Origin of the sequence: Paenibacillus sp. Marseille-P2973 (genome assembly GCF_018101095.1) — a bacterium.
Classification (GTDB): domain Bacteria; phylum Bacillota; class Bacilli; order Paenibacillales; family Paenibacillaceae; genus Fontibacillus; species Fontibacillus vini.
In genome coordinates, this window is record NZ_JAGQEH010000004.1 from 20,765 (window position 1) to 42,443 (window position 21,679).

General features: G+C 52.4%; 16 protein-coding genes. 11 read left to right on the forward strand and 5 right to left on the reverse strand.

Translation table 11 applies throughout. The features are described 5' to 3' along the window. Window positions 1-30: 30 nt before the first annotated feature. Complete coding sequence (pgmB, locus tag KB559_RS09705; protein WP_247681715.1) at window positions 31-3,051, forward strand: beta-phosphoglucomutase; 3,021 nt, start codon at window positions 31-33, stop codon at window positions 3,049-3,051. Window positions 3,052-3,818: 767 nt separating this feature from the next. Here pgmB and KB559_RS09710 read toward each other — a convergent pair. From KB559_RS09710 to KB559_RS09720, 3 genes are read right to left on the reverse strand one after another with little or no spacing between them, the layout of a single operon-like run. Continuing rightward, on the reverse strand, window positions 3,819-4,937 hold the full coding sequence (locus KB559_RS09710) for a sugar ABC transporter substrate-binding protein (RefSeq protein WP_247681716.1): 1,119 nt from the start codon (window positions 4,935-4,937) through the stop codon (window positions 3,819-3,821). Further along, window positions 4,912-6,558, reverse strand: coding sequence for a response regulator (locus KB559_RS09715; protein ID WP_211021552.1), 1,647 nt, complete (start codon window positions 6,556-6,558; stop codon window positions 4,912-4,914). The genes KB559_RS09710 and KB559_RS09715 overlap by 26 nt, the downstream gene beginning before the upstream one ends. Window positions 6,559-6,561: 3 nt before the next feature. Continuing rightward, entirely contained in the window at window positions 6,562-8,361 is a 1,800-nt protein-coding gene (locus tag KB559_RS09720) for a sensor histidine kinase (RefSeq protein ID WP_211021553.1), read from the reverse strand. Between the two features lie 273 nt (window positions 8,362-8,634). Here KB559_RS09720 and KB559_RS09725 point away from each other — a divergent pair, with 273 nt between their 5' ends. The 7 genes from KB559_RS09725 (at window position 8,635) to KB559_RS09755 (ending at window position 16,873) form a co-directional block, all read left to right on the forward strand. Further along, entirely contained in the window at window positions 8,635-9,693 is a 1,059-nt protein-coding gene (locus KB559_RS09725) for an ABC transporter substrate-binding protein (RefSeq protein ID WP_211021554.1), read from the forward strand. A gap of 122 nt (window positions 9,694-9,815) precedes the next feature. Continuing rightward, window positions 9,816-11,348 carry a sugar ABC transporter ATP-binding protein gene (locus KB559_RS09730; protein ID WP_211021555.1) on the forward strand — a complete coding sequence of 511 codons (1,533 nt, stop codon included), beginning with the start codon at window positions 9,816-9,818 and terminating at the stop codon, window positions 11,346-11,348. Continuing rightward, entirely contained in the window at window positions 11,345-12,376 is a 1,032-nt protein-coding gene (locus KB559_RS09735; RefSeq protein WP_211021556.1) for an ABC transporter permease, read from the forward strand. The genes KB559_RS09730 and KB559_RS09735 overlap by 4 nt, the downstream gene beginning before the upstream one ends. Continuing rightward, complete coding sequence (gene yjfF, locus KB559_RS09740) at window positions 12,369-13,337, forward strand: galactofuranose ABC transporter, permease protein YjfF (protein ID WP_211021557.1); 969 nt, start codon at window positions 12,369-12,371, stop codon at window positions 13,335-13,337. Before KB559_RS09735 ends, yjfF begins: the two co-directional genes overlap by 8 nt. Window positions 13,338-13,973: 636 nt before the next feature. Beyond that, window positions 13,974-15,149: an ABC transporter substrate-binding protein gene (locus KB559_RS09745; protein WP_247681717.1), complete on the forward strand. Its 1,176-nt coding sequence runs from the start codon at window positions 13,974-13,976 to the stop codon at window positions 15,147-15,149. A 70-nt stretch (window positions 15,150-15,219) separates the two neighbouring features. Beyond that, window positions 15,220-16,170: a LacI family DNA-binding transcriptional regulator gene (locus tag KB559_RS09750; protein WP_211021559.1), complete on the forward strand. Its 951-nt coding sequence runs from the start codon at window positions 15,220-15,222 to the stop codon at window positions 16,168-16,170. Window positions 16,171-16,252: 82 nt separating this feature from the next. Continuing rightward, entirely contained in the window at window positions 16,253-16,873 is a 621-nt protein-coding gene (locus KB559_RS09755) for an HAD family hydrolase (protein ID WP_211021560.1), read from the forward strand. Between the two features lie 58 nt (window positions 16,874-16,931). On the opposite strand, the gene KB559_RS09760 is transcribed toward KB559_RS09755, so the two are convergent. Both KB559_RS09760 and KB559_RS09765 read right to left on the reverse strand, forming a co-directional pair. Then, window positions 16,932-17,129, reverse strand: a complete 198-nt coding sequence (locus tag KB559_RS09760; protein WP_211021561.1) for a helix-turn-helix transcriptional regulator — start codon at window positions 17,127-17,129, stop codon at window positions 16,932-16,934. A 23-nt stretch (window positions 17,130-17,152) separates the two neighbouring features. Further along, window positions 17,153-17,665, reverse strand: a complete 513-nt coding sequence (locus KB559_RS09765) for a DUF6773 family protein (RefSeq protein ID WP_211021562.1) — start codon at window positions 17,663-17,665, stop codon at window positions 17,153-17,155. Between the two features lie 243 nt (window positions 17,666-17,908). Here KB559_RS09765 and KB559_RS09770 point away from each other — a divergent pair, with 243 nt between their 5' ends. The 3 genes from KB559_RS09770 to KB559_RS09780 all read left to right on the forward strand — a co-directional run bounded on the left by KB559_RS09770 (window position 17,909) and on the right by KB559_RS09780 (window position 21,678). Beyond that, window positions 17,909-18,670: an SDR family NAD(P)-dependent oxidoreductase gene (locus KB559_RS09770; protein WP_211022150.1), complete on the forward strand. Its 762-nt coding sequence runs from the start codon at window positions 17,909-17,911 to the stop codon at window positions 18,668-18,670. 233 nt (window positions 18,671-18,903) lie between these two features. After that, entirely contained in the window at window positions 18,904-19,521 is a 618-nt protein-coding gene (locus tag KB559_RS09775; protein ID WP_211021563.1) for a helix-turn-helix domain-containing protein, read from the forward strand. Between the two features lie 1,119 nt (window positions 19,522-20,640). Continuing rightward, window positions 20,641-21,678 (forward strand): radical SAM/SPASM domain-containing protein, encoded by a 1,038-nt coding sequence (locus tag KB559_RS09780; RefSeq protein WP_211021564.1) that lies wholly within the window; start codon window positions 20,641-20,643, stop codon window positions 21,676-21,678. The last annotated feature ends 1 nt before the right edge of the window (window position 21,679 follow it).

A 21,679-nucleotide genomic window follows, 5' to 3' on the forward strand; every position in this document is an offset into this window, starting at 1 on the left:
CAGTTTCGTTTCGGGAGGAGCCTCATAGCGATGAAAACCAAGAACAACATGGAGCAGGGAACGCACTCGGAAGCTTTGTATCCTTACGAAGCGTGGCATATCCGGGAAGAGGAATATTCGGAAAAAAACCACCAGAGAAATGAGAGTGTTTTTGCCCTCGGAAACGGTTATATCGGAATGCGCGGCAATTTTGAAGAAGGGTACCATGGAACGGAGGGCGGCTCGGTTACCGGCACCTATTTGAATGGATTTTATGATTCCGAGCCGATCCATTACCCGGAAGGTGCTTACGGATATCCGGCGCGCAACCATGCGATGCTGAATGTGCCTGATGCCAAAATCGTGCGGCTTGAGATTGAAGGATACCCCTTCAGCTTGCAGAGCGGGACCGTCCACATACACAGCAGGGAGCTGGATATGAAGGGGGGGCTGCTGCATCGGCAGGTGGAATGGGAATCGCCGGCCGGCCACCGGGTCATGATCAGGATCCGACGTCTCGTCGCCTTGCAGCGCAAGCATCTAGCTGCGATCTGTTATGAAGTTACGGCGCTCAATTTTGATGGAGAGCTGAGGTTGATCTCACTGATTAACGGAGAGGTCGCGGGAGCGGAAGGAGGTTCTCCGGGCGATCCGAGGGTAGGGGCGCGGCGCCTGGAGCCGAGCCTGCTGCTGGAACAGAGCGGCAGGGAAGCGGCCGGATGCTGGATGAAGCACCGGACGAGGAACACCGGATTTTCGCTGGTGACGGGAATAAGACACTCCATGGATGCTCCTGGAGAAGTTGAAAATAGAGTAGTCGCAGATGGTCCCCGCAAAGGAATACAGTATGTGTTTCCGCTCGAAACCGGGGAGACGGCGCGGCTTACCAAGTATATTGCTTACCACACCTCCAAGGACTACCCGGATGAGGAACTCGTCCCCCGTAACGTCAAGGTGCTGACGGACGCCGAGCAAGCAGGCTTTGAGGCGCTGGTCGCTGAACAGTGTGTCTTTTTGGACCGGTTCTGGGGCCGGGGAGATGTGGAAATTGAAGGCGACCCCGCGCTTCAGCAGGGAATGCGGTTCAATGCCTACGGCTTGCTGCAATCGGTGGGGCGGGACGGGGTTACCAATATCGGGGCCAAAGGACTGACCGGCGAAGGGTACGAGGGGCATTATTTTTGGGATACGGAAATGTACATGCTGCCTTTCTTTACGTTCACCCAGCCGGAGATTGCCCGGGCATTGCTGGAGTTTCGCTATGTGACACTGGACAAAGCGCGGGAACGCGCGGCGGAGATGTCGCAAAAAGGGGCGCTATATCCTTGGCGTACGATCGCCGGTGAGGAGAATTCGGCTTATTTTCCGGCGGGAACGGCGCAAGCGCACGTTAATGCGGATATCGCTTACGGAATTCGGCAGTATGTGCTGGCGACGGGGGATTTGGATTTTCTAGCGGAGAAAGGTGCAGAGATTCTGTTTGAGACGTCCCGGTTCTGGGTCGATCTCGGTCACTTTAACCCGGCTCGGGGCGGGGCGTTTTGCATCGATGCCGTAACCGGACCGGACGAGTACACGGCCATCGTCAATAACAACGCATACACGAACCTGTTGGTCCGGGAACAGTTGAATTATGCCTGCGAAACGGCGGACCTGCTGCGGAGGAGCTATCCGGAGCATTACGCTCGTCTGCAGCGGGAAATCGGACTTACGGACACCGAGATGACGGAATGGAAGAGAGCGGCGAATCTTATGTTTGTTCCTTTTGATGAGGAACTCGGGATTTATGCGCAGGACGATACGTTTTTATCGAAGAAAAAGTGGGATTTTGCGGGCACGCCAGCGGATAAATACCCGCTGTTGCTGCATTACCATCCGCTCGTGATTTACCGCCATCAGGTACTGAAGCAAGCCGACTTTGTGATGGCGATGTTTTTGCTCGGAGACCGGTTCACTTTGGCCGATAAAATCCGGAATTACCGGTATTACGAGCCGCTGACCACTCATGATTCCTCCTTATCGCCCTGCATTCATAGTATCGTGTCCGCTGAGATCGGTGATCTGGAGGAGGCTTACAAATATTTTAACCGCACGGTGCGGATGGATTTGGACGACGTCAATCGGAATGTAAAAGATGGCCTTCATACCGCCGCGATGGCGGGCTCCTGGATGTCGGTCGTGAACGGTTTCGGCGGTCTGCGGCTGTACGGGGACGGCATCCTTTCGTTCTCGCCCGCACTGCCGCCGCAGTGGAAGAACTGCCGATTCAAAGTGGCGAACCGCGGCAGATTGCTGGAGGTTTGCATCGGGCACGATGAGGTGGTGTACACGCTGCGTGAAGGCGATGCATTTACGATTCGACACAAGGGAGAGCTGGTCCATTTGCCGCCCGGGAAGAAAATTGTAATGTCCCTGGCCGCGCGGCTGGAGGCAGTAATTTTTGACTTGGACGGCGTGGTTACGGACACGGCGGAGTATCATTACCTTGCCTGGGAGGAGCTTGCGGACGAACTTGGCATTCCATTTGACCGGAACGTCAATGAGCGGTTAAAGGGCGTTAGCCGGAGCGAATCGCTGGACATCCTGCTGGAGAAAAGCAACCATTCCTGGACCGCCGCGGAAAAGGAAGACCTCGCTGCGCGGAAAAACGATCGCTACCGCGAGCTGATCGGTCAGCTGACGCCCGGCGATCTGCTGCCGGGCATTGGTGAGCTGCTGACCGCGTTGCGCGAGCGGGGGATCGCCGTTGGGCTGGCCTCGGCCAGCCACAACGCCCCGCTGATCCTGGAGCGGCTGGACGCCGGCTCCTGGTTCCAGGCGGTGGCGGACCCTGCGGGCGTCCGCAAGGGCAAGCCGGACCCGGAGATATTTCTCCGGGCGGCGGAGCTCCTCGGCGTACCGCCGGAGAACTGCGTCGGCGTTGAAGACGCGGCCGCAGGCATCGCGGCGATCAACGCCGCCGGGATGAAATCGGTCGGCATCGGAAGCGCCGACCGGCTCGGCGAGGCCGACTTGCGGCTCGCGTCGACCGCCGAGCTAAGCGCGGAACAGCTGCTGGCGCTGTTCCGCTAGCCGGGCACGCGTGCTGCGACCTTGCAGCGCAGCACGCCGAGGGAACCCTTGCGCAGCTGCCAGTCCGGCTCGCATCACTTCAAAGGCCGCTTCGTCCGACAAGTTGTCGGCTGACGAAGCGGCCTTTGACTTTGACTTTGCTGCGCGTGAAATTTTGTGCTCCCCAGGAGGATTAACTGTAAAACCTACAGTTAAATTGTGCTTAAAATTGATTTTTTAAGAATTAGCTGTAAAACATGCATCTAATCAGACCGATTTCTCCCGATTCGTCAAATTGGTCCCGAAATAGCTGCAGTTTTTCCAGTTAAATCGTGCAACAATGCCTTATTCGATAAATTAACTGTAGTTTTTCCAGTTAATTTTACCATCCGGGCGCTAATAGACTTACTCTTAGTTAAAGTTACTCCCACTCCCCAGCAACCCACATCCATCCACCTTACCCGAGCGGTACCGCCGAACAAGTAACTATCACTTCCGAGCCCAAGTTACTCCCACTCCCCAGCAACCCGCATCCATCCAACGCACCCGAGCGGCACCGCCGAACAAGTAACTAGTGCTCTGATGCTTCTATGCACCCGAGCTCACACGAGCTGCACCGCCAAACAAGTAACTATCACCTCTGAGCTTAAGCTACTCCCACTACCCGCAGTCCCATCCATCCAACACATCCGAGCAGCCTCGCCGAACAATCCAACCCTACTCAGAGCCCGGCCCTATTCGTCCAGCCCCCTAATTACTTCGTCCTCTCGCACCTCACGCTCCTCCCCTTAGGGAGCGGAGCTATTGATGACTACTTTGCCAGTGTCTGTGAAAGGGGGGACGGGTTCGCCCCGGGCCGCTTGCAGGAGATGGTCGATCAGGAGTCTGCCCCAGCTTTCCTCGTTCTGAGAGAGAACCGAGGTGATCTGGCCGTTGCGCAGGCTCTCTTTCATTTCGGGCGTCATATTGAAGGCGGCGGCGTAGCGGTTTAGGCCTTTGGCTTTCCAGACCAGGACCGAATTGGAGCTGGAGATGAGGTCTACGGATACCAAGGCATCAAAATGCGGATGAGCATCGATCATCGCTTCAAGATCGGTTAGCGCTTTGTCGCTGTCGCCTTCGTTGTGCCGGACTTCAAGCACTTGAATGCGGGTTTCGTCACGCAGATAATCCAGAAGTCCTTGAAGGCGCCTCTGATGAAGCTCCATCCGCTGCACACCGGATTCCACCAGAATCATGCCCTTGTTTTTCGTCATTTGCTTGATGATTTTGCCCATTTGAACCCCGGCATCGACGTTATCCGTACCGATGTAGGATGACCGCTTGCTGTTCGGTACGTCCGATTCGAAGCAGATGACGGGGATACCGGCTTGAACCGCCTTATCGATCACAGGGCCCAGCGCTGATGAATCGATAGGCGAGATGGCGATAGCGTCCACTTTTTGCTGGATCATCGTCTCCATCATATGGATTTGCTGCTCCAGGTTTACGACTTCCGGCGCTTTGACGACCAGCCGCACCCTCTCCGGGGAAGCGGCTTCTTCCGTCAAGCGGGTGATCTCTTCATAAAACGGATGCGCCATCGGGTAAATGATGCCGAAGGTATATAGCGGCGTCTGGTCCATGGACGCTTCCGAAGGAGACTCGGATAAGCGAGCCGAGTTGGCGGCCGGAGCGGCGACTGATCCTGGGAGGCCTTTAGAAGATAACCTTAACTCCGTTTCCGAAGTTATGCCTCCTCCTGTCCCAGAGCCTCCACCAGAAGAATTCGACGTATTCATCGTTGTCTGCTTCCCTTCGGAAGCAGACTGCCCTTGGCATCCAGCCAACACTATCGTCAATGCGACGATCAGTCCCAAAGCCAAGCCAAATAACTTGAAATTACGCAAAAAACGAAGCGCGTTCATCTTGCTCTCCTTCCGCCAGACCGAAAGACACCGCGGCCGTAGACGATGCGCCTTGCTTGCGGAATTCCGTCGTCGTCATCCCGGTGACCCGCTTGAACAGGTTGGAAAAATAATGCGGATCGCTATAACCGACCTGAAAGGCAATTTCATAGGTTTTGGCCTGGGTGGATTGAAGCAGCTCCATCGCTTTATTGATGCGTGTCTGCGTCAGGAACTCGATAAACGTCTGACCCGTTTCCTGACTAAATATTTTGCTGAGATGGCTGGGACTCATGTTGATGGATTCAGCGGCGTCCTGCAGTGAAATATGGTCCTTGTCGTAATTGGACGTAATATATTCCTTAACCCGGAGCAGCAGATGAGCATAGCGGTCGGAAGAATGAGAACGCCAATGCCAGAATTGCTCTACCAGCCGGGTTAAATAATGACAAGCCTCACCCCAGTTGCGGATTGATTCGATCGATTGCTGAAAATCAACAAGCCGTTGTCCGTCAGCTTCAGATCCCCGGTACCATTCCTCGGCGGTTTTAAATACCTCGAGCGTAAGATCGTTCAATAGATAATAGCCGGTGAGCGAAGCGTTCCAGTCGATCGGAGCAAGCGCGGAAGCAAACTCGGGAATGAATGATTCCAACTGACGGGGAGTTCCGATTTTGAGAAACCGGATAAACGCCTGACGGTCTAGGAAAATGCTATGATGGATCGAACTCCGGGTCGCTTCCAGCAGATTCTTCCGGTTTTGCCGCGAGAGGCGCTGCCAGTGAAGACCTTCCTCCGCTTCCAGAAAAGAAAGATGAATCCCCTGAAGGCGCTCCTGCGCCGATCCGATTCCTAAGGATATCTCACAGCAATGAGACTCGGTTTCAAGCTTGTTCTGCATCTCCCGGAATGGCCGGAGGAAAACCTCCAACGTTTCCTTGTTGTCGCCTTTTACAATCCAGACCGTCTTCGTGAGACTGGAACGGTATTCCAAAATTTGCTCGCGTCCGTCTTCGACATGCCGTTTCAGCGCCGATAAAGGGGCATCCAGATCATGACTATTCTCCGGGGAAAGACGGAGATCCATCAGGACGACGGCATACCAGCGTGCCACCAGCCGGAGAGATAAGGCCTCCGCGGTTTGGATCGCCTCCGTCGTTGACAGCAGCCCGCCGCACAAATCGTTAAGCAGCTTTTGCCGGGAAAGCTCGGTTTTCTCGTGCTCCCGCTGCATCAGGCCCGCCAGCTGTTCTTTTTCGCTTCGTTCCTTGTCGATTTTATCGCTAACCCGGCGGAGCAGCCTCATCAGATCCGAGGAACTGATCGGTTTGAGACAGTATTCCACGACCCCCATGCTGAGCGCCTTCCTCGCATATTCAAACTCCCCGTGCCCGCTTAAAATAATGATTTTCACGTCGGGCATCCTGCTGCGTACGATTTTGCTCAACTCAAGCCCGTTCATGAACGGCATCTTGATATCCGTGATCAGAATATCGGGCTGCATCTGCTCGATCATCGGAAGGGCCACTTCGCCGTCAGAGGCGTCTCCCAAATACTGAAACCCTTCCCGTTCCCAATGAATGCAGTCCCGAATCGTTTCTCTGATGAGAATTTCATCGTCGACGAGCAGTACTTTCTTCATCCGTTAATCCCCCGCTTTCATCGGAATTGAAATGGTTACGATCGTACCCTCTTGCGGAACGCTTTCGATCCGCACCCCGTATTGATCTCCGTAAAAAAGCTTGATCCGCTGATGCACATTATGGAGCCCGAATCCGCCCGACACCTCTTCTCCGGTTTCCGCAGGCATCCGGCGGTTAAGCAAATTCCGCTGCAGCTGCTCCAATTTCTCGGGTGTCATTCCGCAGCCATTGTCCCGGACCGTGAGCAGGAGCTCGTTCATTTCCGTCTTCCTGGCGCTGACCGTGATCAGTCCTTTGCCGCGTTTGTTTTTGATACCGTGGTAAAGCGCATTTTCTACGATTGGCTGTAGCGTCATTTTGAGGACGGAACAAGACCGGAGCTCCGGGTCCGTTTCGATTTCATAATCGAGAATGTCGCGGTACCTCATTTGCTGGATGACCAGATAGCTGTGCACATGCTCGATTTCTTTTTCGAGCGTGATCCAGTCCCGTCCCTTGCTGAGGCTGATCCGGAACAGGCGGGAGAGCGATTCCACGAGGGTGATGACCCGGTCGTTTTTTCCCGCTTCCGCCATCCAGAGAATCGAATCCAGCGTATTGTAAAGAAAATGAGGGTTGATTTGGGCTTGCAGCGCCCGTAGCTCCGCCTTTTTGATTTCCTCCTGCTCCCGTATGTTTTGTTCGAGCAGGCTTTTTATTTTTCCAAGCATAATGTTGAAGCTTCGTCCCAGATCGGCGATTTCATCCTTGCCCGACGGCGTAACCTTCGATTCGAGAAAACCGGACGCCGCAAGCTTCATTTTATTCTTCAGGAGCTTCAGCGGACGAGTGAGCCGGGAGGATATGAAGAAATGCAGCGATACGGCAAAAAGAATGCTGAGCGCCACGCTGACGATAATGAGCTGACGGATCGAATCGGCCTCTTTGACGATTTCTTGCAAAGGAACCTGACCGATGATTTTCCATCCCGTGGCTTGTGAGGAAGAAGCGAAAATGAACTTCGGGACGCCCTTCGACTTATCGACGTAACTGCTCAAAGTGCCGGAGGCCAAGGAGGCAAGCATGTCGCTATCCGGAAGAATGTTGTCCCGGTCCAGCCGGGAAGGGGTGAATATCGGACGGCCGCTGGCATCGATTACATAAAAAAAACCCGTCTCGCCAATGATCACCTCGTCGCAAAACCGGCCCACCTCGGAATCGTCCAAGTCAATAATGATAAAGCCGATTACCTCGTGCGTAATCCTTTGTTTTACGGCAGCCATAATGGAGATCCCCGGCTTTTCCTGCAAACCGTCCACCCGGTCCAGCGGCTGAGAGTCAAGCGGAGGAATGTTGAGCACGGAATCAGGGTGGTTGATCAAATAGGTGAAGTGAGGATTGCGCAGCGGGTTTTTGTCCAGTTGGAAGACGCCGCGCCGTTCGCTGATGCCCCGTCCGTACAAATTGATCATCGTAATGTTGAGAACGCTCTCATATTTGTAGGTTTGGCGGTACGAATCTATCGTTCTCAAAATCTCTTTGGCATCTTCATAGGTATCATTTTGCGAATATAGAAAATGGAGCACTCTCGGGTGACTCCCGAGTTCCAGCAATTTGCCGCTGTCGATGAACAGGGTTTCCAGGTTTTGAGCCAGTTGGTCTGCGGTGAGCACGGCGCTGGCTTTACTATTTTCATAAACGGTATTGTACGATTTCTGATAAGAAACCAACCCGATTCCAATTAACGGGATGACGGTTAAGCACAGGAACATCATCAACAGCTTGGCGCGCAGGCTGGAGGAGATCCAGTTGATCAGTTTCATCGGACGTCTGCCTTTCGAAGGAGGATGTCGGCATCGGCAATGCAAAACCTTCTCTTTTGTTCCAAATTATGAAGGATCGCCTATGAAAACGCAATCATTAATAAAAAATTGAACTATTGGCGCAAAAAAACAAACCAAGATCATGTTCTGTAAGAAAATCCGCCCAAAAAAGGCCATCGACAAGCGATGAAACTCCGTATCCTCCTAAAATGGAAGCGTTTTATAATCGAGTCACGCCAGGCTATGGTGAACCAAAAAAGGGGAGGAAACAAGATGAATTCATTTAGAAGATCGGGCCTGATCCTGGCCGCTTCATTGATGCTGCTGTTCTCGGCAGCTTGCGGCGGGGGGAACGGGGCTGGAGGAAATGACAAGGAGCCTGCGAACGGGGGAAATCAGGTAAAGCAAACCAATGCGGAGAGCAATGGGGAGCAAAAGGATACGTCATCCAATAAGAAAATCACGCTCGGATTCTCGCAGGTAGGAGCCGAAAGCGGCTGGAGAACGGCCAACACGAAATCGGTCCAGGATTCTGCCAAAGAAGCCGGATTCGATCTGAAATTCTCCGACGCGCAGCAAAAGCAAGAGAACCAGATCAAAGCCCTTCGTACATTCATTCAGCAAAAAGTGGATGTCATCGCCTTTTCTCCGGTCGTGGAGTCCGGTTGGGACACCGTGTTGAAAGAAGCGAAGGATGCGGGCATCCCGGTCATTTTGACCGACCGTGCCGTAGATTCGGCCGACACCTCGCTGTATGAAACGTTCATCGGTTCCGACTTCGTTGAAGAAGGACGCCGTGCCGGCCAATGGCTAGTGGATCAATATAAGGATTCCACGGAAGAAATTAATATCGTTGAACTGCAAGGGACGACAGGGTCCGCGCCAGCCATCGACCGGCAAAAGGGCTTTGCCGAGGTGATTGCGTCGAATCCGAATCTGAAGGTGATCGCATCGCAAACCGGCGATTTCACTCGGGCCAAAGGTAAAGAAGTTATGCAGGCGTTCCTGAAGGCTAATAAGAAGATCGACGTGCTGTATGCACATAACGACGACATGGGTCTTGGAGCGATTCAGGCCATTGAAGCGGCCGGACTTAAGCCGGGCGTAGACATCAAGATTATTACTGTCGATGGAGTAAAAGACGGATTCGTTGCAGCCAGCGAAGGCAAAATCAATTTTATCGTGGAATGTAATCCGCTGCTCGGTCCACAATTGATGCAAGCGGTGCAGGATGTGGTTGACGGCAAGGAAGTGGAGAAGCGGATCGTTACGGAAGAAGGCGTATTTACTTCCGAGGATGCGAAACGGGAACTGCCGAATCGCCAATATTAAGAAATTGTTTGTTCGAAATGGTTCTGCATTAAGATATGGCAAGTAACAGGAGGAGGGCAGCTTCGCGCGGGCGTTTGGGCTTCGCCGGGGCTGCCTGTTCTCTTGGAGGGGAGAAGAGAAGAATGAAGGAACTGCAACCGATATTGCAAATGACCGGGATTCAAAAGCAGTTTCCCGGAGTGAAAGCCTTGAGCGGAGTGGATTTTCGTCTGTTTCCCGGAGAGGTGCATGCCTTGATGGGTGAAAATGGAGCGGGCAAGTCGACGCTGATCAAAGTGCTTACCGGCGTCTATACCGCCGATCAGGGAAGCGTGGAGATGGAAGGACATGCCATTGCGGTGCACAGTCCCCAAGAAGCGCAGCGGGCGGGGATCAGCACCGTATACCAGGAGGTGAATCTGTGCCCGAATCTGTCCGTCGCGGAGAATATTTATATCGGCAACGAACCCTGCCGCTTGGGCCGGATTCGCTGGAAAGAAATGAACCGGAATGCCGAACGGCTGCTGCAGGAAAGGCTTCATCTTCAGATCGACGTGACCCAGCCTCTGGAATCCTATTCGGTGGCGGTGCAGCAGTTGATTGCGATCGCCAGGGCGCTCAGCATATCCGCCAAGGTACTGATTCTGGATGAACCGACTTCCAGCTTGGATCAAAGCGAGGTCCGGCAGTTGTTTGACATCATGAGAAAGCTGAAGCAGGATGGGCTGGCCATTCTGTTCGTCACACATTTTCTGGATCAGGTGTATGAGGTTTCGGATCGGATTACGATTTTGCGGGGCGGAGAATTCGTCGGGGAATACCTCGCTGCGGACTTGCCGAGAATCGAGCTGGTCTCGAAGATGATCGGTAAAGAGCTGGTGATGCTGGAGAAGCTTGAGACGCTATCGAATGAGTCGGACAGCAACGATAAGAAGGATGACGTCGTAATGCTGGAAGCGGAAGGGCTTGGCCGGCAGGGTGCGATTGAGCCGTTCGACTTGCGGATCCATCAGGGGGAAATTCTCGGCCTGGCCGGACTGCTGGGCTCGGGGCGAACCGAAATGGCCCGGCTGTTCTTCGGGGCGGACCGGCCGGACAAGGGCAGTCTCCGTTTAGCGGGAAGCGGTGCCGGGAGTATTCATACGCCAAGGCAGGCAATCGACCGGGGAATCGCCTTTTGTTCCGAGAACCGGAAGACGGAAGGCATTATCGACGACTTGACGGTTCGGGAGAATATCGTGTTGGCGCTGCAGGCCTCCAAGGGCTGGTTCCGGAGAATCCCGCGCAAACGGCAGGAGGAGATTGCGGAGGAGTATATTTCCCTGCTGAACATCAATCCGCGCGACTCGGAGCAACTGATCCGTCATCTCAGCGGCGGGAATCAGCAAAAGGTACTGCTCGCCCGCTGGCTGCTGACGGAACCGAAGCTGCTCATCCTGGATGAGCCGACCCGGGGGATCGATATCGGGGCGAAGGCGGAAATCCAGAAGCTGGTGCTCTCGCTTGCGCAGAAGGGGATGTCGGTCATCTTTATTTCTTCCGAGCTCGAAGAAGTGCTGCGGGTGAGTCATCGGATCGCCGTGTTGAGAGATCGCAGGAAGGTGAAGGAAATGACGGGAACGGAAATGAACCAGCAGCTGGTGATGCAGGCGATTGCAGGAGGGGATAAGGGATGATGAAGCATCGTTTGTTTTGGCCATTGATGGTGCTTGTGGTGTTATTGTTATTTAATTTGATCTATTCGCCGGATTTTTTCTCCATTAAAATGCGGGATGGCCACCTGTACGGTAGCCTGATTGATATATTGAACTTTGGCTCTCCGCTCATTCTGGTAGCGATCGGTATGACCCTGGTGATCGCTACCGGCGGGATCGATCTGTCCGTCGGTTCGGTCGTGGCGATTACGGGAGCGATGGCCTGTCTCAGCATCAGCCGGGCAACCGACCAAAACGGTCTGGTCGCCGTGCTTGTAGCGGTAAGCATTGCGCTTGTATTATCGGCTGCGCTCGGCCTTTGGAACGGATTCCTCGTGGCCCGCATCGGCATACAACCGATTATCGCCACTTTAATCCTGATGGTGGCCGGACGGGGCATCGCTCAATTGATTACGAACGGGCAGATTATTACTGTACTCAGCCCGAAATATCAGTACATCGGGGCCGGCTCGCTGCTGACGCTGCCGTTTTCGATCTTTATCGTCGCGGCGATGTTCGTGATCGCCTCGCTGCTCACCCGGAAGACCGCGCTCGGGCTGTTTATTGAAGCGGTCGGCTGTAAGCCGACGGCCAGCCGGCTCGCGGGTGTCCGCTCCCGGACGGTAATGCTGGCCGTGTACATGTTCTGCGGCTTGTGCGCAGGCATCGCCGGGCTGCTTCTCAGCTCCAACGTATCCAGCGCCGACGGCAACAATGCCGGGCTCTGGTACGAGCTTGACGCGATTCTGGCCGTTGTCATCGGAGGAACCTCCCTGACCGGAGGGCGCTTCTATCTCGCGGGCACGCTGGTCGGTGCGCTAATCATTCAGACGTTGACGACTACGATCTACATGGTGGGCGTTCCACCGGAAATTACGCTGGTGGTCAAAGCGTTGGTCGTTTTGGCTGTCTGCCTGGTTCAGTCCGAGAAGTTCCGCGGGTTGCTGCGCGGTAGGCCGAAGGCCGGTCCTTTGCAAACCGCGAATCCGGAGGTGAAACGCCATGCTTAAACGACAGTACATTCCGCTCTGGGTAACGATCGGCCTGTTTCTGTTGATCTTTGTCGTCGGTTCCTTCCGCTATACGGGTTTCTTTTCGATGCAGGTGCTGCTTAACCTGTTGATCGACAACGCCTTCCTACTGATCGCGGCTGTCGGCATGACCTTCGTGATCGTTTCAGGTGGAATCGACTTGTCCGTAGGCTCCATGATCGCTTTGACGACGATGGTATCCGCGAGCTTGCTACAGCAAGGCTGGCCGCCGATGATCGTCATCCTGCTCGTCTTGATCATCGGTGTATTGTTCGGAACCGCCATGGGGGCGATTATCCATTACTTTAACATCCAGCCGTTCATCGTAACTTTGGCGGGGATGTTTCTCGCACGGGGGCTCTGCTATGTCATCAGCATTAACACGATAACGATCGATAATGCTTTTTACACGTCGATTGCGCAGACGAAAATCAAGTTGCCGGGCGGAAGCTTCATTTCGATCAGCGTCCTGATCGCGCTGGCCGTGGTAGCTATGGGCATCTATCTGGCCCACTATACGAAATTCGGCCGCAACACCTACGCCGTCGGCGGCAGCGAGCCGTCCTCGATGTTAATGGGATTGCCCGTGGCCCGCACGAAAATGATGGTGTTCGGCTTTAGCGGCTTCTGCTCTGCGCTGGCGGGCATCGTGTTTACCTTCTACATGCTGTCCGGCTACGGACTGCATGCCAACGGCATGGAGCTCGACGTTATCGCGGCGGTCGTGATCGGAGGAACGCTCCTCACCGGCGGCGTCGGCTACGTGGTGGGCACCTTCTTCGGCGTCCTGATCCAAGGTGTGATTCAGACGATCATCAGCTTTGAGGGCACGCTCAGCTCCTGGTGGACGCGGATCGTGATCGGCGTGCTGCTGCTGCTGTTCATCCTGCTGCAAAGGCTGCTGGGCGAGCGCCGCCTGACGGGGCGAAGCTCGGGCTAAGGATGGAAGTTTGAGCTAAGTTGGCTAAGTATGGGGAGATACTGGCGCAACTGGCGCAAAGTATAGGCTTTATTGTGGAAATTGGGGTAAGTATGGATTTGGAATAAGGTAGGTATGGGCGGATATAGGCAATGGGTGGATTAGGAATAGGATGATTTCGGCAATGTCTGGTCGAGGGTGCTAGGTATGGATTCCTAGGTATTTAATCGATGATTGGATATTATCCAATGAAATTAGCTCGATACTAAGGATATCCCTTCGTTGATTGGATTTTTTCCAATGACCGGAGCCTAGATTCCGCCAAAACACCTCTCTTCGGTGATTCTCATTGGAAATTATCCAATGAAAATCCATTTTGCTGCCCTTTTCCATCATTCTTATTGGAAAATTTCCAATGAGACATACAAATAGGGAGCTGCAACAGCCAGGGGAAATCGACTATTGGTGACTATTGGTGACTATTGGAGGCAACGATCAATCCTGTCCTGGTCAAACCCCAACCGATTCTCACCGGATACCCCCGGTTTACAGTTAGAAAAAACCTGATACTCCAGTCTCAGGTTTTTTCGCTCTTTTCTCCAACGCTGGCTTGTGGTAAGAATGGCTTATAGATACTTGATCAGGGAGGCGAGCGGCTTGAGCGAACAGAACCCGAAGCAATATATAGAGCATTATTCAATACTATTCACAACGCAATCCCAAGCGCATTCCCATAAGCCTTCCATAACGCAACATACTAGACGTTTCCAAGTACATATCCTGCTTCCTCTTTTTACGCTGCTCATATTGGCTGGATTTGCCATTTTGGCGGGCTGCGAATCGCCGGGGACTCCGGCTTCACAGACAGGAGCCGGTACCGGCGGTGTCGATTCACCCCATACTCCTACGGTCGGAACGGTGCCGGCGGAGGGGGCGCTCACAACCGGAAAACGGCAAATTGTGCTCGGTTTTTCTCAGCTTGGCACGGAGAGCGATTGGCGCAACGCCAACAGTCAATCGGTCAAGGAGGCGGCGGAGGAGGCGGGAATCGAGCTCATTTTTGAAAACGCGGAGCAGTCGCAGAAGAAGCAATTTGAAGCGGTCCGCGGCTTTATTTCCCGTAAGGTAGATGTGATTGCGATCGCTCCTGTCGTTCAATCGGGCTGGGATCCGATTCTGGATGAGGCGCAGCAGGCGGGGATTCCGGTCATTATTGTGGACCGGGCGGTTGATGTAGAAGACGCGTCGAAATATGTGACCCTCATCGGTTCGGATTTTTATGAAGAAGGGGAAAAAGCAGGGAAATTCCTGGTGGACAAAATGGCCGGGACGGAAGGGCCTGTCGGCATTGTGGAGTTGAAAGGGACAGCGGGCTCCACCCCCTCCATCGACCGGGGACGAGGGTTTGCGGATACGCTTCAGGGGCACGCCAAGTTTAAGGTGCTGCAGAGCGAATACGCCGATTTTACCCATGAGCAGGGAAGGGAAGTTATGAAATCGTTTCTGCAAGAGTTCGGAGACGGCATCGGGGTGTTGTATGCCCACAATGATGATATGGCGCTGGGCGCGATTGAAGCGATTGAAGCATACGGACTGAAGCCGGGGAAGGACATTGTGATTATTTCCGTGGACGGTACACGCAGGGCGCTGGAGAGCATGATCGCAGGCAAAATTAATGCAGTGGTGGAATGTAACCCGCTCCTGGGACCGAACCTGATGCAGGCGGTGAATGAATTGATGGAGGGACGCACGCTCCCGAAAAAAATCGTCACCCCGGAAAGCGTCTTTACCGAAGTGACCGCCGAATTGGAGGTAAACAACCGCAAATATTAGATATGGAGGGCACGGGGCGCTATACTATTTTCAGGAACCATTATAAATATCGTCTGGAGAGAGTAACCCTATGGCAAATATCCATGAAATCGCCAGGCTGGCCGGCGTATCCGTATCTACCGTCTCCCGTGTGCTGAACCATCACAAATATGTATCGGAAGAAAAGCGGACCGCGGTCCTGAAAGTCATTGAAGAAATGAACTACACACCCAACCGGAATGCCGTCGATTTAATCCGCGGAGAGACGAAGAAAATCGGGGTCATTATCCCCTATACGAATAATCAGGCATTCGATCAACTTTTGCACGGGGTGCTCAACCGGTCCGTGGAGAACGATTACGCAATCATGGTGCTGCCCACCAAATATAATCCGGATAAAGAAATCGAACACTTATTTATGCTGAAAAATAAATTGCTGGACGCCATCATCATCACGTCGCGGGCCAACCCTTGGGAGAATATCCTTCCTTTTACCGAGTACGGATCGGTGATTTCCTGCGAATATACGGAACATCCGGAAATCGGCTGCTCTTATATGGACCGGTACGCCGCGTATCTTGAAGTTTTTCAATTGTTAAAAAAGAAGGGGCACCGGAACATCGCCTTTACCACTGCACGGGGCACCGAAAGCGTCAGCACCCGTCAAACGATTGCGGCCTATGAGAAGGTGTTCGGACAGTTTGATCCGGTTTACCGGCAGTCCGATTGCTTCAGCTTTGAAGACGGAATGGCGGCGGGCCAGCGGCTGCTCGGAATAAATCCGAGACCGACGGCAATATATGCGAACGGGGATGAGGTTGCCGGCGGAATCTACAAGTATGCCAGATCGGTTGGCTTGAGTATCCCGGAAGATCTGGCCATTATCGGGCAAGAAAATCAGCCGGTCGGCGTCGGACTCGACATTTCTACCTTAGATCATCAACTGGTTAAGGTCGGGGAACAAGCTTTTGATCTGGCCATGACCAAATCCAAAGCCAAAGTGGAGACGCCTTATAAAATGATCCTTCGCTCCTCTATTTAGGGATTGACCTGAAATCCATTTCATCTTTTATGCTGGAATAGGTTTGAAGGAAGGCATACCAATAGCGGGAGGATGAGAAAAGATGTACACATCTATTATTTATGACGTTGACGGTACTTTGATCGATACGGAACACGCTGTTCTGGGATCGCTGCAAAAAATGCTGTCCCTCGATTACGGGACCGAGATGGATACGCAGGATCTGAGGTTTGTCCTGGGCATCCCGGGAGCTGTAGCGTTACCCAGACTCGGTATCATCAACATTGAAGAGGCTAATGACCGCTGGAACCGTTACATGAAGGATTTCTATTCCACCATGAGCGTATTTGACGGGATTTCTCAAGTGCTGAGGACGCTGAGTCAAAGGGATTTTAAACAGGGAATCGTAACTTCCAAAACGGGCGAGGAATTGAGAGATGACTTTATACCGTTCGGGCTGATGGAGTATTTACCCTACAAGGTCTGCGCCGAGGATACTGAACAACATAAACCCAATCCTGAGCCTTTGCTAAAATATTTGGAGATTTCAGGTTCGGATCCTAAAAGCTCCATTTATATCGGTGATACGATCTATGATTGCAAATGCGCCAGAGATGCGGGAGTTGATTTTGCCCTGGCTCTGTGGGGGTGTAACAATCACGAGTCTATTCCAGCTAAATATAAATTGATCCGGCCCGAGAGCCTACTGGAACTCCTGGTTTAATTGCAGGAATTCCTAGGCCTCAGGCCTTTTTTTATGCGTTGGGAGGGTTATTCCCGCTTTAATCTTCTTCCCAGAACAGGTCATTTAACGTGCGGGACAGCGCCTTGCAGATCGCGACGCATAAACTGAGAGACGGGTTGTATTTGCCGAGTTCGATGAGACCGATCGTTTGCCTGGACACTCCCACCAGCTGTGCCAATTCATCCTGGGACAGATCTTTTTCCACACGGGCCATCTTTAACTTGAGATTTTTCATAAGGCTATATCCGATCCCTTTCTTTAAGAATCCAGCAGATCATCGTCGGAGGCTTTTTTGCTTGCTTTGTTAGCTAAGGAGTGAGAGACGGTAAGAAAGCCGATAAAGAACGGCAGATAGATCATGAGCGAAGCCATAAAGACAATGAAGAAATACCAGGCTTGGTTCAAGAAGGTGCCGTCTGCGTACAGAATCGCACTGCGGATGCCGAAGAACAAGGAGATCGCAAGGCCGATGCCGAGGCCGGTCAAAATATTTTTGAGACTGTAGGACATTTTACTCCGGTTATCGTGAGCCTCGACCTCGTCAGAATAGATCCCGAGCATGACGGTACGGATCGTGTAATACAGATTGCCCGCCGACACAATCACGAGTTCGGTTATAAAGGACTCCCAACCGCTCCGGAATACCAGCACTTTCAAGAATAAGGAAAGATTGCATATGACCATTACCACCAAGTAGGACTCTTTGAAAATTTTGTTTCTAAGATGGAGAATGCGCTCATCGACCAGCTTGTTTTTGGCTAATAACTTCATCGTGATCAAAACCCCTTTCATGGGTATAATTCCTTTTTTGAAGGTTATGGTTGAATTATAATAATATAATCACCAAAATGCAATATATATATTGCAAATTAGTTAATAAAAATTGCAGTGTTCATTACGCGAAGAGAAGATGCCCAACTAATGCGGCAGGAATCCAAGGGTTTTTGCAGAATTGAAATAATGGAGCATCATAACCCTGTAACAATACAGGCTTGAGAGGAGACCATGGCAGTGTTGAATATCGACTTAACGGGAAAAATCGCGCTGATTACCGGAGCCACAGGACAGCTTGGCAGAATCATGACCCGGACATTGGCTCAGTGCGGAGCGAAAGTAGCCATCCATTATATGAGCAACGCAGGCAAAGCACGCGAATTGCTTCAAGAGATTGAAGAAGCCGGTGGACAAGCCATGATCGTCCAAGGCGACATTACGAAAAAAGAGCAGATCGAGAACATGAAGGCACAGATTCGCGAGCAGCTTGGCGATCCCGATATCGTGGTTGCGAATGCCGTTGTGCAATACGGATGGACTTCCGTTTTGGAACAGTCGCCGGAAGATTATGTGAGCCAGTTTGAATCCTGCGTCATGCAGAACGTATTTTTGGCCAAAGCTTTTATTCCGGGGATGATCGACAAAGGTTGGGGACGAATGATCGGGATCAATACCGAGTGCGCTATGCAAAACTTCCCGAGCCAATCCGCCTATACGGCAGGCAAACGGGGGATGGACGGCGTGTATCGCGTCTTGGCCAAGGAGGTAGGCGCGCATCAAATTACCGTAAACCAGGTTGCTCCGGGATGGACGATCAGCGAAAAAGATCGCGGTGCACACGACCTGAATGACGCCGCTTATGTGGAACAGGTACCTCTGAAGCGCAGAGGTGAGGATCAGGATATCGCGAATGCGGTCGCTTTTTTGGCATCCGATCTGGCCGGATTTATTACCGGGGCTTACATTCCGGTCAATGGCGGAAACGTAATGCCTGCGATCTGATCCAACTAAAATGACATAAAATTGTAAAGAATCTTTGACTTCCGTATCGGCGGGAGTTCAAAGGTTCTTTTTTTGTTGGAAATTTTGCAGGTGCCAGCATTCGACAAAATCACCTTATTTCCACCTCTTCCTTATATAGTAAAAAATTGTTATCATGAAGCAAATATAGGGTTTGGCCAAGCCAATACAGTCGGAAACCATTAAAGAGCGGGATCAACGTGAGGAGTGAGAATATGATAAACTCTGCCGGCCAAGAGGAACAGCTCAGGGACTCAGTTGTCTGGATCAAGAAATTGTCGAATTCCGCTTTTGAGATCGATTCGAAGGGAATCATCCTAGCCTGGAATGGGGGGATGGAGCAGTTGACCGGGATTGGAGCCGCCAAAACACTTGGCATGCCGTGCAGAGAACTTTCCTTGTTCTGCGATTCCCAGGGCCGCTGCGTTTGCGATCAGGATTGTCCGATCCATCAAGCGGCTAAAACGATGGGAAGTTATCTGGGAAAGCGCCATGTCTATTTGAATGCTCGCAACCGGGCGATCCCTGTATCCAAAACAGTATTTATCAGCCGGGGATCGGAGTCGACGGACCGGGTGGTTCATGTGGTGTTGGAGCGAGTGCAGGAGATGTGGCCGTCTTTCGGGCTCACCCCTAGCGAGATGCGGGTTTTAAGGTATATGTGTCAAGGGTATTCGACGGAAGAAATTGCTACCGGCATGAACATCACCTATAACACGGTACGCACTCATATTCGCAATGTGCTTAGCAAACTTGGTGTTCACAAAAGGATGGAGGCCGTTTCCCTGGCCATGGGGGAATATGCCAAGCTGCCTTTGGAAAGAGAAGGGTAGAGTTAAGGCTGCTGGAAAAGGAACCTAAGCTGAATATTGCTTTATCACACTGCCGCGGCGCTTGGTATGATTTTTAGGGTGTACTCTAGCTGCGAGGTGTTTTAAACATCTCGCTGTGTTTTTAACCGCTAGATATGCTTTATACGTGAGATGTACTTCGAACATAGCGATGTGCTTTTAAACATGGGATATGCTTTACCCATGAAATGCGCTTTAAACATGAGATATGCTTTAAACATGAGATATGCTTTAAACATGAGATATGCTTTAAACATGAGATATGCTTTAACCAAGAGATGCGCTTTAACCAAGAGATGCGCTTTAACCAAGAGATGTGCTTTAACCGTCTTTGTGTTGTGGTCGCACGACCTTTTTGCCACAGCCTTAATTCTAACGGACACAGGAGCCGTTAAACGTAACAAATCCGGACTTTTGAACCGCTAACGGACACCGGTGACCTTAATCGCTCAAATTGAGTCAGAAATTGGCCGATTTAACGTATTTAAGGTCTCTGGTGTCCGTTAGAATTCAAAGAGAGTAATTTTGGGCATTTTAGCGTCCGTGGTGTCCGTTAAAAATTCACGGGATAGTCCGTCGTCCGTCTCTACACCAAATAACTAGTTTTTGGATATCGCCCCCGTAACACCATCCTTCACTCAACTGATCACGTTACCACCTAACTCCATCAAACCTTTGCCTCGCACATTCCCGCATACCTCCATCAAACCTTTGCCTCGCACATTCCCACATACCTCCATCAAACCTTTGACTAGCACCTTATCACATATCTCCATCAAACTTTCTTCTCGCACCTTACCGCATACCTCCGCAAAACGTCCTCTTACCGTTTTTAATTACCTCTCACGCCCACCATTCTTCCCACAATATAATCCCCATGGAACTTCCCCCATTTCGTTTTTCGCACATTCATCTGTTCTTCCGGCATTTTCCGTTTTCTCCTATTCTTTCGTTCTCCCCAAGAACATTTTGATTTCCGATTTTTCACTCCTATCTACTTCAAATGGACGATGAGCGGAAAAAGAAGGTGTGTTACTTTGAAATCAGCTGGATCAGGGTTGGAGAAATATGGCAGTCATCTGACGGAAGGAGGATAAGTGTGTGAGTGTGCTTGCAACGATTCAAGACGAATTCAAAGCCCCTTTCTACCTGGTATGGGAAATTACGCTACGGTGCAATGCCAAGTGCGTGCATTGCTATTCCGGAGCCGGACTGGCTCATCCGATGGAGTTTTCGACGGAGGAGGCGTTGTCCGTAGTCGATCAGCTTGCGGACGCCGGCATTTTGATTTTGGGATTGTCCGGAGGGGAGGCGCTGCTACGCCCCGACTGGATGCAGATCGCTTCACGCGCAAGCGGTCGCGGCATGATGGTGTCTGTCGGAACGAACGGTGCCGTCATCAACGACACGATGTGCGGAAAACTGAAGCAAGCGGGAATCCAGAGCGTTTGCGTCAGCATCGACGGTGCAACGGCGGAGGTGCATGAACAGGTCCGCGGAGTACCGGGATTGTTCAACAAAGCGGTAGAGGCCGTGGCATGCCTGGTACGCAACGGAATCAGCGTGACCGTAGGTTATACGCCGACGAAGCTGAATTTCCGGGACGGCAGAAACGTAGTGAAGCTGGCGGCGGAGCTGGGGGCCAACGGCGCGAATCTGTCGGAATTTATACCGACGGGCCGGGGAGACCGCGATTTGGCTCTATCGCCGGAGGAATTAAAAGGCGTGATCGAGGAATGGATCGAGATGCAGGAGGAATATGCCGGCAGAATGAAAATCTACTGGCACGACTGCCGGGTCGCTTTGATGCTGCCTCCAAAAGAAGGCGCCATGTACATCGGCTGCGGAGCCGGCCGGGTAACGGCGAGAATTACGGTGGAAGGCAATGTGACCCCATGCGTAACACTGCCGATGGCGGCGGGAAACTTGAGGGAATCTACGTTTGACGAGATATGGAATCATTCCCCGCTGCTTGCCGGTATTCGCGACCGCAAGTCCAAAACCGAGGGGAATTGCGGAACTTGCGAGCACAAATTTGTTTGCGGCGGCTGCCGCTCGGCCTCGCTGGCCTATTATGGAGACCCGGCGCTCGGCGATCCGTATTGCTGGATCGTACCGGAAACCGCCGCGGCATTATAGG